Raw genomic sequence first — 15,243 nt, forward strand, 5'->3', positions numbered from 1 at the left:
GCCGGTTTTCGTTGGCATGCGCTAGGCAGGTATCAAGACGGCGATGCGGTGGATGCCGACCACCTTGCTGGTGTTGGCTGCCGCCTCGGTCTTGCCCTTGGAGCAGGTATACATGTCACCTTCCTTGAGCTTGAATTGCTTGTCGGCTTTCTTGATCGTGAATTCACCGGCGGCAATGGTACATACCATGTCGTTGTCCATTACCATTGCGGGAGCGGCTGCTCCCGGCTGAAAGACCACATCGACAATTGAGATGCTCTTGTAGGCGGGGATATCGGAATTGCCGGTGCCGACCTCAACTACCCTGACGCCGGGGGCTATTTCCCTGCCTTCCTTCGGGCCGTATTTCTTGGCCTTTGCAGCTGCCGCCAGCGTGAACAAAGGCGTTACCGCGGCCGCCGTCACGCCGAGCGCAATTGCAGACCTGCGATTTATGGTTTTCATCGCGTCCTCCCATTATGTTGGCCGCGCACCAATGTGCATGGCCACTCTATGTTAGCACATTTGCAGATAACTGCAGAACGCCGTTTCGGAGGGTCCATGAGCGAACCGCCGCTCGGTCGAATGCGACCGAAAAACAGACAATTCCATGCTATGCTGACGAGCCATAAAACGGACGGCGGGGGATAGCAATGTTGGAAACGGACAAGGTGTTCGCTGGCTCGATTCCGGAAAACTACGACCGCTATATGGTGCCGTTGATTTTCGAGCCGTTCGCCGCAGATCTTGCACGACGGGCCGCGTCCTTGTCGCCCAGGGCCGTTCTGGAAACCGCCGCGGGCACCGGTGTTGTGACCCGCGCATTGGCGCCAAAACTGTCCTCCGGTGCAAGCTATGTCGTAACCGACCTCAACCAGCCGATGCTCGACTACGCCGCTTCGCGGCAAGCTCCCGACGATCGCATCGAATGGCGCCAGGCCGATGCTCTGGCGCTGCCGTTTGAAAATGCGGCCTTCGATCTCGTTTGTTGTCAGTTCGGTGCGATGTTCTTTCCCAACCGCTCATCTGCCTACCGCGAAGCCCGGCGAGTTCTGAAGCCTGGCGGACATTTCCTATTCAGCGTATGGGATCGCATCGAGGAGAATGTATTTGCCGACGATGTGACGAATGCTCTGGCGCGGATTTTTCCGAACGATCCGCCGCGCTTTCTGGCCCGCACGCCGCATGGCTACCACGATACGGCACTGATCCGCCGCGAACTGGAGGACGCAGGTTTTTCCGGTGTGGTGATCGAGACGAGGGCCGAACAAAGCCGTGCCTCCTCGCCGCGCCTTCCGGCCGTTGCTTATTGCCAGGGCACTCTCCTTCGCAACGAAATCGAGGCCAGGGAGGCGGGAAAACTGGATGCTGCAACCGACTACGCCGCAGCCGCGATTGCAGACAGGCATGGCAGCGGCGGGGTTGCTGCCAAAATCCAGGCTCACATAATCATGGCTGTGGTCTGAACGGTTCATCGTTTTCCGGGCGGAAAACCGTTTCACACTTTTCCTGGAATTTGCTTGAGGTGCTGGATATTCCGTTCCAGCGCTGAGCAGCAAACGTCTTGCCGCTATCCTGAATTCCCGGACGTTAATCGTTCATTCGCCCGAGTGGCAGGTCGACAAGTGGCAGGTCGATAATCGCCAGTTCGACCGATCGCCGGGGCTTGATGGCGGCGGCTGCCGGCGGCGCGATTCTGGTCGGCCTGGCTTCACTTTGGCAGCCGTCGCCGACTCCGCCCAGCAAGGTCTAGTCATTTCGCTTTCTTGACTCGGCCGACAAAAACGGGCAGCAAAGTCATCATTGGAGGGCAGTTTTGCCAACTATGCAGGTTTTGGAGGGCGTTTTTCGGTGTGACCGTCGCCCAATCGGCGGTCCGTAGAGGGATTGGTTAACCAACTTTGTCCATCTTTTGAATCAATCGGCAACAGACGCGAAGTGTGCTGGGGGCACCAGGCGAACTGTGAATGTCACGGCTGCGAAATCCGCTAGCCGGCAACGGCCGATTGAGAGTGGTTGAATGGCGTTTGTAAGTGCGAAAACCCGGGGTGACAGTCCTGCAACTGGATTGACTTCGATGAGGCCCGGCCTGCGCTGGGTCGCGGTTCCGGCCGTCGGCGCAGCCATTGCATTATGGTCGGTGGCGACCTTGGCCGGCCTTTATTCGATGGGAACCTCGCTCACCGCCGCTTCCAACGGTCTCCCGCAAAGCCTGCTCGCGCCGCGCACCATCGCGCTCGCCGATCCTCGCCGCAGCCTTGCAAAGGCGCAGGCCCCGACATGGGCCGCGGCAAACGCAGCGCTGTCGGCCCAGTTGCTGCAGCACGGATGCGATGCCAACTGCCTGCGGTCGGCGTCGAACTTCGTTCACCAGGGAAAATCGGCGCGTCTCAAGCGCAATACCGTGCCGCTTGTCGCCGATGCATCGCGGCAATCCAGCTTCGACGACGTGGTGGCCAAAGCCGCGCTGTCGCCGCAAAAGCTTGCCGCTGCCTTTGCCCGTGCCTCCTCCGGCTCACCCGTCATGCTCGCCAGCCTGCCGGCCGATGCCCGGTTCGCCGAGCCGGTACGCATACCCGACCCGAACGGCCCGCCATCGGTGCGCTTCGGGCCGGCGGTGGCGGAGATCGAACGCTCGTCGCGCCTGGCGCTGGCGCTGGCGAATACGTTGCCGGAGCAGATGATCGACGTGCTCCCGGCAGCCGTCATGGCAAGCGAGCCCGCGGCTTCACAAGAGCCGCAAGAACCTGAGGTCCAGTTGGCCTCGCTGCCGCCGCAGGACGACATGCCCGACAGCATTCCGCTGCCGACGCTGCGTCCGCGGGCGGTCATCGATCAGCCGGCGCCCCAGACTCAAGCCTCGAAAGACCGGGCGCCGAAAGACCGGACGCCAAAGGATCAGGCAGCAAAAACGGAGCCGCCCCAGGCATCCAAGGCCCAGGCATCGAAGACCCAGGCATCCAGGGCGAGCAAGGTCCAGACGGCCGATGCTCCGCCGGTCGAGACGCAACCCGGCAGCCTGTCGCCTCGCAATTCGTCACAAGCGGCAGTGCCGGCCGTGTCGGGCAAGCCGGGCAAACGGTCGAAGACGCAGGGCGGCGACATGCTGGCCTATGCCAAGCCCGACATGCCTTCCGGCGGACTCGGCGGGGCCTTCAGGAACCTGTTCACCACGCCTGGCATGGGCAGCGGCGTGGCCGTCTACGACATCTCGGCCAAGACCGTCTATATGCCCGACGGCTCGCGGCTGGAGGCACATTCGGGATACGGTTCGATGGTCGACCAGCCGCGCTACGTTCACAAGAAGAATGTCGGTCCGACGCCGCCCGACACCTACAATCTGACGCTGCGGGAATCGCGCTTCCACGGCGTCGAGGCACTGCGTCTCACCCCTGCCAGCGGCAGCAACAAATATGGCCGCGACGGCCTGCTCGCCCACACCTACATGCTGCGCGGCGGCCGCGCCGAATCCAATGGCTGCGTCGTCTTCAAGGACTATGCCCGCTTCCTCGCCGCCTACAAGAAAGGCAAGATCAAGCGCCTTGTCGTGGTGCCGCGGCTGTCGAAGCCGCTGACACGCGTCGCCCAAGAGGGCCGCGGCGCTTAGGTTATTCGCAGGCAGCGCAAACATGTGAGATGTCGGCGGGAACAGCGCCGGCATCGCTGGTTTTGCCGCGTGGACTTTCCCGCCCGATTTCCAACAGATTGTCAGCAGCCGGCCGCGAAACGGTTTTCATTCCCGGCCGGGGATATTATGACTGACCGGTCGGGCGGCTCCAGCTTCAAACAATCAAGAGGACATCATGACAATACGCGCTGTCGTTTGGGGCGAGAATATCCATGAGCGGACCAATGAGGTGGTCGCCGGCATCTATCCCGCGGGCATGCACGCGACGATTGCCAATGCGCTGAAGCTCGACCCGGAGATTTCGGTGTCGTGGGCAACCCTGGAGCAGCCGGAGCATGGGCTGCCGGCCGACCGTCTGGCCGAGACCGATGTCTTGCTGTGGTGGGGGCACAAGGACCATGGCGCCGTCGCCGACGAAGTGGTCGAGCGTGTGGCGCGCCGCGTCTGGGAGGGCATGGGGCTGATCGTTCTCCATTCCGGCCATTTCTCGAAGATTTTCAAGAAGCTGATGGGCACGCCCTGCACGCTGAAATGGCGCGAGGCGGGCGAGCGCGAGCGGCTTTGGGTGACCACCCCCAACCACCCGATCGCAGCCGGGATCGGCGAGTATTTCGAGCTCGAGAACGAGGAGATGTATGGCGAGCAGTTCGCCGTGCCGGAGCCGCTCGAGACCGTGTTCATCTCGTGGTTCCAGGGCGGCGAAGTGTTCCGGTCGGGGCTGACCTATCGCCGCGGCGCCGGCAACATCTTCTATTTCAGGCCCGGCCACGAGACCTATCCGACCTATCACGACGCCACCGTCCACAAGGTGCTGCGCAATGCGGTGAGATGGGCGCACAACCCGCTCGGCTCCAATCCGGCCATCCTCGATGCGCCGAACGTGCCGGCGGAAAAGGCGCTCGAGCCGATCGTCGAGCGCGGCGGAAAACTTCATTCCGCCGGCGAAGCCGGCTTTCGCTAGACCACAAATCCATGGTCGAACAAGAAGATAAAGCCCTGTCCTAAGGATAAGAATCATGCGCCTCTTGATACTCGGCACCGGTTGGATGGCGGAGGAGCACGCCAGGCAGTTCGGCAAGATCGAGGGCGTCGAACTGATCGGCGCCGTCGATCTCGACCGTACGCGTGTCGACAAGTTTTCGGACATCTACGGTATCCCCAACCGGTTCGCGTCGCTGGACGAGGCGCTGGCATGGGGCAAGTTCGACGCGGTGGCGAACGTGACGCCGGATCGCATCCACCATCCGACCACCATGATGCTGATCGCGGCAGGCAAGCCGGTGCTGTGCGAGAAACCGCTGGCCGAAAACTTCGAGAAGGCCAGTGAGATGGCCGATGCCGCCGAGCGGGCCGGCATCATCAACATGGTCAACCTGACCTATCGCAACGTCGCGCCGCTGCAGAGAGCGCGCGCCATGGTGCTGGCCGGCGAGATCGGCACGGTCAGGCATGTCGAGGCGTCCTATCTGCAGAGCTGGCTGGTGTCCAAGTTCTGGGGCGACTGGCGCACCGATCCGAAATGGCTGTGGCGGCTGTCGCGCGGCCATGGCTCCAATGGCGTGTTGGGCGACGTCGGCATCCACATCCTCGATTTCGCCAGCTATGGCGCGGCGCTCGATATCGACCATGTGTTCTGCCGGCTGAGATCCTTCGACAAGGCGCCCGGCAACCGCATCGGCGAGTACGGGCTCGACGCCAATGACAGTTTCACGATGTCGCTGGATTTCAGCAATGGCGCCTTCGGCGTCGTCCATGCCAGCCGCTGGGCGACCGGCCATTTGAACGAACTCCGTCTGCGCATCTACGGCGACAAGGGCGGCATCGAAGTCGTGCACAATCTGACCGGCTCAGAGCTGAAAGCCTGCATCGGCGAAGACGTCGAGAACGCCAAATGGCAAGTTCTGGACACCGGAACGGTGCAGACCAACTACCAGCGCTTCGTCGATGCAGTGCGCAACGGTGTCCAGGCCGAACCGTCGTTCCGGCATGCTGCCGAATTGCAGAAGGTCCTCGACCTCGCCGTCGTCTCGGATGAGAAGCGGGCTGAATTGAGCACGCACGCGGATGCGCAATAGGCCTGGGTTCCTCGCGGCGGGGCGGGGGCGGTCAGGGTCAAAACAAAACCGAGTTTGCATCTCCGCCATTCACGGCAGGAAGTCACGGCTCTGAAAGCAGAGTTCATTGTCTTGGAGAGAGGCCATCGAGCAGGAAGCCGAGGCCTTTCCGGAAAGCACCATCCCAATCGTTATCCAACAGCAGACGAGAGCGTTCGATCGTCGGATAGCGTTCGCTGAGCCCTGTAAGGCGCTGCTGCGTGTCGGCTCTGCCGTCGTCCGAGAGGTCGAAGTTCGCCCGGCTGATGGTGGCGCCCATCACATAGTTCCACAGCGACCATATCGCGACGTTCAAATCTGCGTCCGCCACACCGGCCCTGGACAAGGTCTTGCTCAGCAGTTCAAGGCGACTGAGGATGTTCGCGCCGAGCGCCCGGCGCGGCAACAGCGATGCCGACCAAGGATGGCGCAGCATGCTGGCGCGCCAGTCTTCGAGCATATGGACGACTTCTCCGCGCCAGTCTCGAGGTTCAACCAGTTGCGGCGGTCCGCCATATTCGAGCACCGAATCGAGCGCCAGATCAAAGACATCCTCTTTGTTGTCGACGTGCCAATATAGGCTCATCACGCCCGAGCCGAGGCGATCGGCCAGCCGACGCATCGTCAATCCGTCGACCCCTTGAGTGTCCAGCAGTTCTACCGCGGTCGCCACGATACGTTCCCGCGAGAGAGGCGGTTCACTGCGCGGCTTCTGCACGGGCTGGAGCGACCCGCTTGTCCGCTGAGACCGCGTGCTCCGGGCGCCGCTACGTTTGGCTGCCATCCGTCTTCCTCGCTGTTCGGGCCGTCGATTTTGACCGGCAACGCGACGAATGTCGATCCTGAACGATTGACTCGTACGACGTACCATGCGACTGGCTCGTGCGGCGTACGAGTCGATCGCCGATATCAATCATGCCGGCCGCGAGGGTGTCTTGCTCGCAGTCGGCAGAGCCAAGAGAAAATCATGCCACGCGCCAAGCGCCTGCTTATCGGAGGGTTAATCGTGATGACCATGGGCGTTTCCACTGCCACAGCGAATGATCTCAAGCTGACCATCGTCAATCCACAAAACCTCTATGACCCATCGCCGAATGGCTACAGCACGGCGGTGATCACGCCCCGCGGAGCCCGGCTGGCCTACATCTCCGGACAGGGCGGCCAGGACAGCACGGGAGCCTTGTCGCCCGACTTCGCTGTCCAGGTTGCGCAGGCCTACGCAAATTTGCGCACCGCCCTCGATGCGCTCGGTGCCAGGCCGGATCAGGTCGCCAAGCTCACGGTCTTTGTGGTCGATCACGATATGTCCAAGCTTGGGGTCTTGACCAGGAACGTCAAGGAGATGTTCGGCGAGGCGCTGCCGGCGCAGACTCTAATTCCCGTTCCCAAGCTTGCAATCGACCCGATGCTCTTCGAGGTGGAGGCCGTGGTCGTGCTTGACTAGGGGCGCGGCTATAGCTCCGATCGCCCAAATCGAGTGGGTCGAGCGCGCCGCTAGCCGCGCGCTCGCCATCACGAAGGCCGAGCAACAGGGCTTCGCTTGTTGCGTCTGCGGCGACAAGGGTGGCATCGAAGTCGTGCACAATCGGGTCGCACCACGCATTCGTCATCCCAGGGTCTGCGCCGCGTCGCTTCGCTCCTTGCTCCACCCCCGGGACGAAGTCATCATGGCTGAGGCCATTGCGGATGTCGGAGATCGGCGGAGCGTTTCCTGCTCCCACCCAACATAGCCTCACCTGGAGATGAAATGATGGAAACCAGCGTAAGGAAGCTATTCGAGAGATATGAGCGCTTTTTCAACCAGTCCCTCGGCGGCGACATGGACATGGATGAAGTCGCATCGCTGTATGCTTCGGACTTCATAGCGGCTTCGCCCGCCGGGGTCATGACTGGAAAGAACGATGGGCAACTCAAGCAGGTCATGGCGCAAGGCTATGCGCACTATCGCGCGATAGGTACGAAGGAAATGCGGATACGCAACCTCAGGCTCTCGCCGATAGACGAACATCATTGCGTGGCCCATGTCGCCTGGACGGCAACCTATGCCCGCAGGGATCAATCGAAGGTGGCGATAGATTTTGACGTCCACTACCTCGTGCAGAAATTGGACGCGGAGCCGAAGGTTTTCGGCTGGATATCAGACGACGAGCAGGCGCTGTTGAGAAAGCACGGCATCGTCTGAGGTCCGCTTTGTCCTAATGCCCTCCTAATGCCGCAGGATCTTGCTCAGGAAAGAGCGGCTGCGGTCGGTCTTCGGGTTGGAGAAGAACTCGTCCGGGGTGCCGCTCTCGACGATGGCGCCGGCGTCCATGAACACGACGCGCTGGGCGACCTTGCGGGCAAAGCCCATCCCGTGCGTCACCACCATCATGGTCATGCCTTCCTCGGCGAAGACGTCGAGAACGCTAAATGGCAAGTTCTGGACGCCGGAACGGTGCCCACCAACTACCAGCGCTTCATCGATGCAGTCCGCAACGGCGTCCAGGCCGAACCGTCGTTCCGGCATGCTGCCGAATTGCAGAAGGTCCTCGACCTCGCCGTCGTCTCGGATGAGAAGAGGGCCGAATTGAGCACCCACGCCGATATGCAATAGGTTTGGCTTCCTCGCCCCCGCCAAGCGGGGGGAGATGTGGCCGCAAAGCGGCCGGAGAGGGGTCTTTGGCAGCGAGGGCCTTCGCAAGAACGAAATGTCTTTAATGTCGGGACAAGGTCGCACGCAATGACATGGTCAGCGCAATTTCCCCTCTCCGTCTCGGCGACCCGAGTGGTTTGTGAAACTCGCTAGCCGCGAGCGAGACTGAACTAACTCGGAAGGTCAGTTGACTCTTCGCCGCAACGGCCCATCGTTGATTGTTGGCCTGCCTTTCCGACCAACTTTTGAACAGGGAGGAAACAATGGAAGCCGTCAATCGTAGATCCACACTTGCACTCGGTCTTACACTGGCCGCAACGCCTCTGATCGCTTGGGGGACACCAGCAGCCGCCCAGACTTACGGCCCCGATGAGGGCAAAGAGGTCTCACCCGGCGTCAGAGTTGTAGCGCTTGGCGAGCGCAAGTCGGTCATACCAGCCTATGCAACGGTGAAGCTGCGCGATGTTGTCATTCAGCCCGGAGCGAAGACGGCTGACAACATGATGAAGAACGACATGCTCTGCCACATGACTGAGGGAGAACTTTCGGTCGTTCACAACAAACAAAAGTTCACAGTCAAGAAGGGCGATGTTTGGGCCTGCGCTAATGGCGCTACGACAGAAGGCACCCAGAACACGAGCAGTGCGGTCGCGATCATGCGGGTCATCGATTTGATGCCCGCATAAGGGAAGCGGCTGGTGGAAGTGCGGCAATGGCCGCCCTAAGAGGAAGCCCGGCGCGCATCTGTCGTATTAGGGAACGTCCAGCGAAGGGCCGCTTTCCATCCATCTCGGCCATCGACGACAGCCAACTGAGTTGAGTTTGAACCCTAATGCCGCAGGATCTTGCTCAGGAAGGCGCGGCTGCGGTCGGTCTTTGGGTTGGAGAAGAACTCGTCCGGGGTGCCGCTCTCGACAATGGCGCCGGCGTCCATGAACACGACGCGCTGGGCGACCTTGCGGGCAAAGCCCATCTCGTGCGTCACCACCATCATCGTCATGCCTTCCTCGGCGACCGCAACCATGACGTCGAGCACTTCTGAGATCATCTCGGGATCGAGCGCCGAGGTCGGCTCGTCGAACAGCATGATCTTGGGGCGCATGCCGAGGCAGCGCGCGATCGCCACGCGCTGCTGCTGGCCGCCTGAGAGCTGCGCCGGATAGGCATCGACCTTGTCGGCGAGGCCGACCTTGGCGAGCAGCTCGCGCCCGGCCTTCTCGGCCTCAGTCCGCGGGATCTTGCGGACATGGATCGGCGCCAGGGTGACGTTCTCGAGCGCCGTCTTGTGCGGATAGAGGTTGAACGACTGGAAGACGAAGCCGATCTCGGTACGCAGTCGCGTCATGTTGGTGGCGGGGTCGCCGAGGCGCTGGCCGTCGACCGTCAGGTCGCCGTCGCGGATCGTCTCCAGCCCGTTGATGCAGCGGATCAAGGTGCTCTTGCCCGAGCCGCTCGGGCCGCAGACGACGACCACTTCGCGCGGCTCGACGCTCAGCGTAATATCCTTCAGCACGTTGAGCTGGCCGAACCATTTGTTGACGCCGCGAAATTCGATCATGCCGGCACCATTCTTGCTGCTGAGGTTCGTCATAGCTGCACCTCGCCATGGGCTGCGCCCATGCGCTGTTCCAGCCGTCGGGCCAGCATGATCAGGGGGTAGCAGACGATGAAATAACCGACGCCGACGAGGAAGAAGACGAGCAGGCCGTTCGGCACACGCTGCACCACCAGCCACCCGACGCGGGTGAGATCGGTGAGCCCGATGGCCGAAACGACCGAGGAATCCTTGATCAGCAGCACATATTGCCCGACCAGCGGCGGCAGCACGATGCGCATCGCTTGCGGCAGCACCACCTGGCGCATGCGCTGCCAGCGCGACAGGCCGGACGCCAGCGCCGCCTCGACCTGGCCGGTCGGCACCGAGCGGATGCCGGCGACGACGATCTCGCAGATGAAGCAGGCGGCCAGATTGGTCAGCGCGATGATGCCGGCGGTGAAGGCGTCGAGCTCGATGCCGAGTTCCGGCAGGATGAAGAAGATCAGGAAAATCTGCACCAGGAACGGAGTGCCGCGGATCAGGTCGACCCAGCCGCCGATCGCGCTGCTGATCAGCCGGTTGCCGCCTGTGCGCAGGATGCCGAGGCCGAAGCCGAGCAAGGTGCCCAGCACCAGGCTGATCAACGACAGCACCACGGTCATGCCGAGGCCGCGCAAGGCGAGGGGATAGCTGCCGGCGATGCTTTGCAGTTGCTGCCAGATCATGTCCGTGCCCCCGCCAGGCCGAGCCAGCGCCCGGAGAGTGCCGCCAGTCCCTTCAGCCCGTAATAGAGCAGCAGGTAGAAGGCGGCGATGGTGATAAAACCTTCGGCCGGCATGAAGCGGTCGGAAGCGAGCAATTGTCCGGCGCGCGTCAGTTCGGCGACCGAGATCAGCGACAACAGCGCGGAATCCTTGACCAGCACGATCGCCTGGCCGAGCAGCGGCGGGATCGTCACCTTAAACGCCTGCGGCAGGATGACGAGGCGCATGCGCTGGACATAGGTCATGCCCGAAGCGACGCCGGCCTCCACCTGGCCGCGCGGGATCGACAGGATGCCGGCGCGGATGATCTCGGCGACATAGGCGCCGCTGTTCAGCGACAGGGCCAGGATGCCGACGACGAGCTCGGGCAGGACGAAGCCGAGCCGCGGCAGGCCGAAATAGAGGAAATAAAGCTGCGCCAGCAGCGGCGTGGCGCGCACTGCATCGATATAGGCCTTGGCCGGGACGCGGAACAGCCGGCCGCGCTGCAGGTTCATCGCGGCGAGTACGATGCCGACGGCGAGCGCGCCGGCAAAGGAGAGGACAGACAGCCACACGGTCGTGACGAGGCCCTGCCCGAACAGGGGCAGATATTCGACGATGGTGCGGAAGCTGAAGTTTTCGAGCATGGTGAGGCGGTGACTGGTGACTGGTGAATGGCGAGTAGCGAGTAGCGAGTAGCGAGTAGCGAGTAGCGAGTAGCGTTCCCTACTCCCTACTCCCTACTCCCTACTCCCTACTCCCTATCCCTCTACTCAGTGATCCTTCTTCCAGGCGTCGGAATTGACCCAGTAATCGAGGTTCTTCTGCAGGCGGCCGTCGAGGCTGACCTGGTCGAGGAACAGGTTCATCCAGGTCAGCAGGTCCTGCTCGTCATAGCGCGTGGCGAAGGCCAGTGGCTCCTTCGACAGCATGTCCGGCATGATGATGAAGCTGCCGGCCGGATAAGCGGTTGACTGGCCCTTGACCGCCGAGACGTCGTTGACGCCGCAATCGGCCTGGCCGTTGTTGACGGCGTCGAGCAGCAGCGGGCCGCCGCCCTTGTAGCTCTTGATGTCGGCATCGGGGAAGGCGGCCTTGGCTTCCTTCTCGCCGGTGGCGCCGAGCAGCACCGCGATCTTGGTGCCCTTGGCCTTGCAGTCCTCGGTGGACTTGAAGGCGGTCCCAGCCTTGGTGAAGACGGTGCTGCCCGTGTACATGTAAGGCTTGGTGAAGGCGACCTTCATGCCACGCGCCAGTGTCGGCGTCATGTCGGCAACCAGAAGATCGGCCTTGCCCGACAGCAGCGCCGGGATCAGGCCGTCCCAGTCGAAGTCGAGGAAGGTGATCTTGACGCCCATTTCCTTGGCCATCAGTTCGGCGAGTTCGACCGAACTGCCGGTGCGTTCGCCGGCGGCGCCGACCAGCGAGAAGGGCGGTCCCTGCGTCTGCACGGCGACGCGCAACTCACCGCGCTTGGTAATCTCGTCGAGCGTTCCGGCACTGGCGGCAGCGGTGAGGCCGGCGAGCGCAAGTCCGGCGATTAAAAGCTTGGCAATCTTCATTTGGGCATTCCTCCTTGTTGTCGTTTGTTGTTCCACTTGTTGTTCCACCCCATCGGGGCGCCTTTTGAGCGGCGGCGCCGTTGCCGGCGGCAACCACCGTTCGAAAATCTTCAATCCCAGCTCACCGTTTCGGCGACCTTGATGCCGCGCCTGCCCAGCTCGTCGAGGAAGCGGCCATCGGGCACATGCAGCAGCGGGTTGAGCAGGCCGGGCGTGGCGATCTCGCGCCGTGCCAGCATCTGCGCCACGATACTGGCGGGATAGCCGACGCCAAGGCTCATGCCGAACAGGCCGGAGGCGAGGTCGCGTTCGATGACCAGCTCCGAGGTCACCGTCTTGCGGCGGCCGCCTTCGCTGCCGACAAAGACGTTGCGCATCACGCAAAGGTCCTTTTCGTCGGCGCCGTATTGCAGTTGCGGACCGAGCAGCCGGCCGAGGAATTCGCGTGGGCTGACGCCGGTGCCGGGTACCTTGTCCTCGGACAGGAGGCCAAGCTGCTTCAGCGGGGCCCAGAACGCCGACCAGCCGGGCCAGCGCAGCGAATAGCGGCCGGAGCGCTGTAGCCCCTTGGCGGCGGCGAGCATGCCGGCATAATGCGGCGCGTCACCATTGGGGAAGGCCTCGAGCCTGCCCAGCCCGGCGATCTCGATATCGTGGATGAAACGATTGTCGTGCTGGCGGGCGGCCGGCACATCGACCCGGTTGCCGTCCTCGACCAGCACGCTGTCGCGGTTCTGGCTGACCAGAACCATGTCGAAATTCCAGCTCACCTTGTAGCGGAGCGGCTCGACCACCGCCTTCGGTTCGGGAATGCCGCCGCAATAGGAATCGATCGCGGTGATGGTGTCGAACTGGCTTGCGGCGCGCGCGTAGAGCACAAGGTCGATGCCGGGGTCGAGCCCGCATTCGGTGACGATCGAGACGCCGGCCTTTTCGGCCTCGGGAGCGAGATCGGCGATGGCCTTGCCGTAATTGGTGGTGACCAGCGGCGTGCGCGTCGCGATCGCCGCCTGCACCGCCTCGCGCATCAGCGGCTGCGGCAACAGGTCGATGACCGCGTCGACGTCCTTCATCACATCGGCCAGCACCGGACCGATCGCGCCCTCCGGCACGACAAAACGCACCCGGGCAAGGTCGGTCAGGCCGCCAAGCCGCGCCGCGCCGTCGGTTGCGGTGTCGAGGCAGACCACTTGCTCGACGCCGTCGCTGGCAACGAGATCGGCGATCGCCGCCCGGCCTTGCAGGCCGAGGCCGCCGAGAACCGCGATCTTCATGCCATTTCCTTTCGCGTCTCGTCCGACCAGCAGCCTTCAGGCAGGCTGACCCATTTGTTGCAGGACGCCATGACGACGAAGGTCTCGCTGCGCACGACTTCGCCCGGCTCACCGGCGCCGGGGATCAGCTCGCTGGTGACGCGGTAGAGATCGGCGACATCGCCGGCCACCGTTACGTCGACGATGATGTCGAAGCGTCCGGTGACGACGGCGGCCGAGTTCACGAAAGGCAGTTCGGAGATGCGCTGCGCCAGTTCACGCGCCCGGCCGCGCCCTTGCGCGTTGATGCCGACGATGGCCGAGATCAGCTCGGGGCGTTCGGTCAGGTTAAGCAGTCCGACGATCTTGAGCAGGTTGCGGTCGAGCAGGTTGCGCAGCCGCATGCGCACCGTCGGCACCGAGATCGCCATCTTCTCCGCGAGGCGGTTGACGCCAAGCTGCGCATCCTGCGACAGCAGCTTGACCAGTCGCCGGTCGGTCTGATCGAGATGTTCCCGCAAACGCTCAGGCTTTCATAAAAGGAAATAAACGGTCGGATTTTCTTTCTGATATGAAAATACCTTATGAGAGATTTTTAACAACGGCAAGAGCCACGTCATCCGCGGTGCCCCTGTGCCTGTCGGCAGTTTCGTCGCAGATGCCACATTTTGTTCTTGCTTTGTGCCGGCAGCTATGCTACTAATTTGGGTATGGTGCTAATCGCGCCGCCGACCCGCCCTCCCGAGGCGGGTTTTTTGTTTTCCGGATACCCTTTGAAGGTTCAGCGCCGCCGGCTTGAGTTGGCGGTACAGCGCCGTTCGGGACGCGCTGTGTTCGAGGGTGAAAGAAGCAAGTGGCGCAAGAGGTGCCTGGAATCCATAGCTTAGAAAGGAACGGTAGATCGACATGAAGAAGATTTCTCATCTGTTGGTGCTGACGGCAATCTGCACCATTACCGCCGCCATGGCGCCAGCTGGCGCCGCATATGCCCAGAATGCGCCCTACTGGCGAGCGGACTGGGAGGAGGGGCCTTGCACCGGAGCCTCGTGCTATACCGACTGGTCTTTCGTCCAGGCGGAGAATCCGGCGGAAGCCGATCCCAGCCTGAACGCAATTATCAGCGGCCTGGTCTCGACCGGCGCAGGGAATGTATCCTCGCACGGCGGCAACAGCTTCGGAAAGTTCGAAACGACGCTGGCTGCCATCAATGCCGGGAAGCCCCACTCCAAAGTCTACAAGGAGTGGCTCTTTGCAGGCGGCCTGGCCAAGAACGACGCTTTCGGACGTCCGCTCCAGGCGGTGTCGCCGTCAGGGATCGATGGAACTTATGTCGCGTGGTTTTTCATTTCCTCCGATTACCAATACGCAGGAAACGGCTGGACGAATATCTTCCAGTTCAAGGTGACCGAGCAATCGCCTTTCAAGCAGGACCCAACATGGTGGGTCAACCTGACCGACAATCCGACTGACGATGTGGTGATGCTGCATGTGGAGAATGCGGCGGCCGGAGTCCACAATCCGGCTAACGATGTTCCCGCCCCGAAGGGGCGCTGGTTTCAGCTGCGCGCGGATCTCTATGAAGGGGTAGGCATCGATTGGTATCTGGACGGGGTGTTTTGGCAATCGTCGTCGAACGCAACGTGGCCGGTCGGGCGGGATTCCGACGGATCAGGTACACCTCAGTCATTCGTGTTTGGCGTGGGCCACTATGGTGGAGTTGGCAAACTCTACACTGACGATGCCTACATGATTGCAAAGTAGCCACTGACACATTGTCGAAGTGCATAACAAGCTGCTTCGGGTCCAACCGGGC

The 15,243-nt window shown here is 62.2% G+C and carries 16 protein-coding genes and 2 pseudogenes; 9 read left to right on the plus strand and 9 right to left on the minus strand.

Translation table 11 applies throughout. The annotated features are described in order from the left end of the window. Positions 1–21 precede the first annotated feature (21 nt). Complete coding sequence (locus NKH89_RS19735; RefSeq protein ID WP_023720624.1) at positions 22–444, minus strand: hypothetical protein; 423 nt, start codon at positions 442–444, stop codon at positions 22–24. 188 nt (positions 445–632) lie between these two features. Here NKH89_RS19735 and NKH89_RS19740 point away from each other — a divergent pair, with 188 nt between their 5' ends. The 4 genes from NKH89_RS19740 (at position 633) to NKH89_RS19755 (ending at position 5,682) form a co-directional block, all read left to right on the plus strand. Beyond that, positions 633–1,445, plus strand: coding sequence for a class I SAM-dependent methyltransferase (locus NKH89_RS19740; protein ID WP_031194473.1), 813 nt, complete (start codon positions 633–635; stop codon positions 1,443–1,445). Positions 1,446–2,056: 611 nt separating this feature from the next. Further along, a complete protein-coding gene (locus NKH89_RS19745; protein WP_023720621.1) occupies positions 2,057–3,586 on the plus strand; it encodes a DUF2778 domain-containing protein in 1,530 nt (509 codons plus the stop codon). Between the two features lie 196 nt (positions 3,587–3,782). Then, a complete protein-coding gene (locus NKH89_RS19750) occupies positions 3,783–4,568 on the plus strand; it encodes a ThuA domain-containing protein (protein ID WP_352855730.1) in 786 nt (261 codons plus the stop codon). 55 nt (positions 4,569–4,623) lie between these two features. Then, positions 4,624–5,682, plus strand: a complete 1,059-nt coding sequence (locus tag NKH89_RS19755) for a Gfo/Idh/MocA family protein (RefSeq protein WP_352589575.1) — start codon at positions 4,624–4,626, stop codon at positions 5,680–5,682. Positions 5,683–5,785: 103 nt separating this feature from the next. Here the strand turns inward: NKH89_RS19755 and NKH89_RS19760 are convergent, their stop codons facing one another. Continuing rightward, the gene (locus NKH89_RS19760; RefSeq protein ID WP_352909611.1) at positions 5,786–6,484 is read right to left on the minus strand and encodes a TetR/AcrR family transcriptional regulator; all 699 of its coding nucleotides are present in this window, start codon (positions 6,482–6,484) and stop codon (positions 5,786–5,788) included. Between the two features lie 183 nt (positions 6,485–6,667). Between NKH89_RS19760 and NKH89_RS19765 the strand changes: the two genes are divergently transcribed. Both NKH89_RS19765 and NKH89_RS19770 read left to right on the plus strand, forming a co-directional pair. Continuing rightward, the gene (locus NKH89_RS19765) at positions 6,668–7,144 is read left to right on the plus strand and encodes a RidA family protein (RefSeq protein ID WP_352494445.1); all 477 of its coding nucleotides are present in this window, start codon (positions 6,668–6,670) and stop codon (positions 7,142–7,144) included. Positions 7,145–7,450: 306 nt separating this feature from the next. Next, on the plus strand, positions 7,451–7,882 hold the full coding sequence (locus NKH89_RS19770) for a DUF6841 family protein (RefSeq protein WP_023720614.1): 432 nt from the start codon (positions 7,451–7,453) through the stop codon (positions 7,880–7,882). A 24-nt stretch (positions 7,883–7,906) separates the two neighbouring features. Here the strand turns inward: NKH89_RS19770 and NKH89_RS19775 are convergent. Beyond that, positions 7,907–8,104 (minus strand): annotated as a pseudogene (locus tag NKH89_RS19775) (polar amino acid ABC transporter ATP-binding protein); the annotation flags it as partial. Here NKH89_RS19775 and NKH89_RS19780 point away from each other — a divergent pair. After that, positions 8,078–8,293: pseudogene (locus tag NKH89_RS19780) on the plus strand (Gfo/Idh/MocA family protein); the annotation flags it as partial. The pseudogenes NKH89_RS19775 and NKH89_RS19780 overlap by 27 nt on opposite strands. Positions 8,294–8,595: 302 nt before the next feature. Further along, positions 8,596–9,018 carry a hypothetical protein gene (locus NKH89_RS19785; RefSeq protein WP_023720612.1) on the plus strand — a complete coding sequence of 141 codons (423 nt, stop codon included), beginning with the start codon at positions 8,596–8,598 and terminating at the stop codon, positions 9,016–9,018. A 143-nt stretch (positions 9,019–9,161) separates the two neighbouring features. Here the strand turns inward: NKH89_RS19785 and NKH89_RS19790 are convergent, their stop codons facing one another. The 6 genes from NKH89_RS19790 to NKH89_RS19815 all read right to left on the minus strand — a co-directional run bounded on the left by NKH89_RS19790 (position 9,162) and on the right by NKH89_RS19815 (position 13,951). After that, positions 9,162–9,890: an amino acid ABC transporter ATP-binding protein gene (locus NKH89_RS19790; RefSeq protein ID WP_031194468.1), complete on the minus strand. Its 729-nt coding sequence runs from the start codon at positions 9,888–9,890 to the stop codon at positions 9,162–9,164. Between the two features lie 29 nt (positions 9,891–9,919). Beyond that, entirely contained in the window at positions 9,920–10,594 is a 675-nt protein-coding gene (locus NKH89_RS19795) for an amino acid ABC transporter permease (protein WP_023720610.1), read from the minus strand. Continuing rightward, a complete protein-coding gene (locus NKH89_RS19800) occupies positions 10,591–11,262 on the minus strand; it encodes an amino acid ABC transporter permease (protein ID WP_023720609.1) in 672 nt (223 codons plus the stop codon). Before NKH89_RS19800 ends, NKH89_RS19795 begins: the two co-directional genes overlap by 4 nt. Before the next feature lie 126 nt (positions 11,263–11,388). Next, positions 11,389–12,177, minus strand: a complete 789-nt coding sequence (locus NKH89_RS19805) for an ABC transporter substrate-binding protein (RefSeq protein WP_352909613.1) — start codon at positions 12,175–12,177, stop codon at positions 11,389–11,391. A gap of 110 nt (positions 12,178–12,287) precedes the next feature. Then, positions 12,288–13,451, minus strand: coding sequence for a saccharopine dehydrogenase family protein (locus NKH89_RS19810; RefSeq protein ID WP_352909614.1), 1,164 nt, complete (start codon positions 13,449–13,451; stop codon positions 12,288–12,290). Beyond that, the gene (locus NKH89_RS19815; RefSeq protein ID WP_023677254.1) at positions 13,448–13,951 is read right to left on the minus strand and encodes an Lrp/AsnC family transcriptional regulator; all 504 of its coding nucleotides are present in this window, start codon (positions 13,949–13,951) and stop codon (positions 13,448–13,450) included. The genes NKH89_RS19810 and NKH89_RS19815 overlap by 4 nt, the downstream gene beginning before the upstream one ends. A gap of 385 nt (positions 13,952–14,336) precedes the next feature. Between NKH89_RS19815 and NKH89_RS19820 the strand changes: the two genes are divergently transcribed. Then, entirely contained in the window at positions 14,337–15,191 is an 855-nt protein-coding gene (locus NKH89_RS19820; protein WP_023720606.1) for a hypothetical protein, read from the plus strand. Positions 15,192–15,243: the final 52 nt, after the last annotated feature.

Origin of the sequence: Mesorhizobium sp. M0923 (assembly GCF_040319365.1) — a bacterium.
GTDB lineage: Bacteria > Pseudomonadota > Alphaproteobacteria > Rhizobiales > Rhizobiaceae > Mesorhizobium.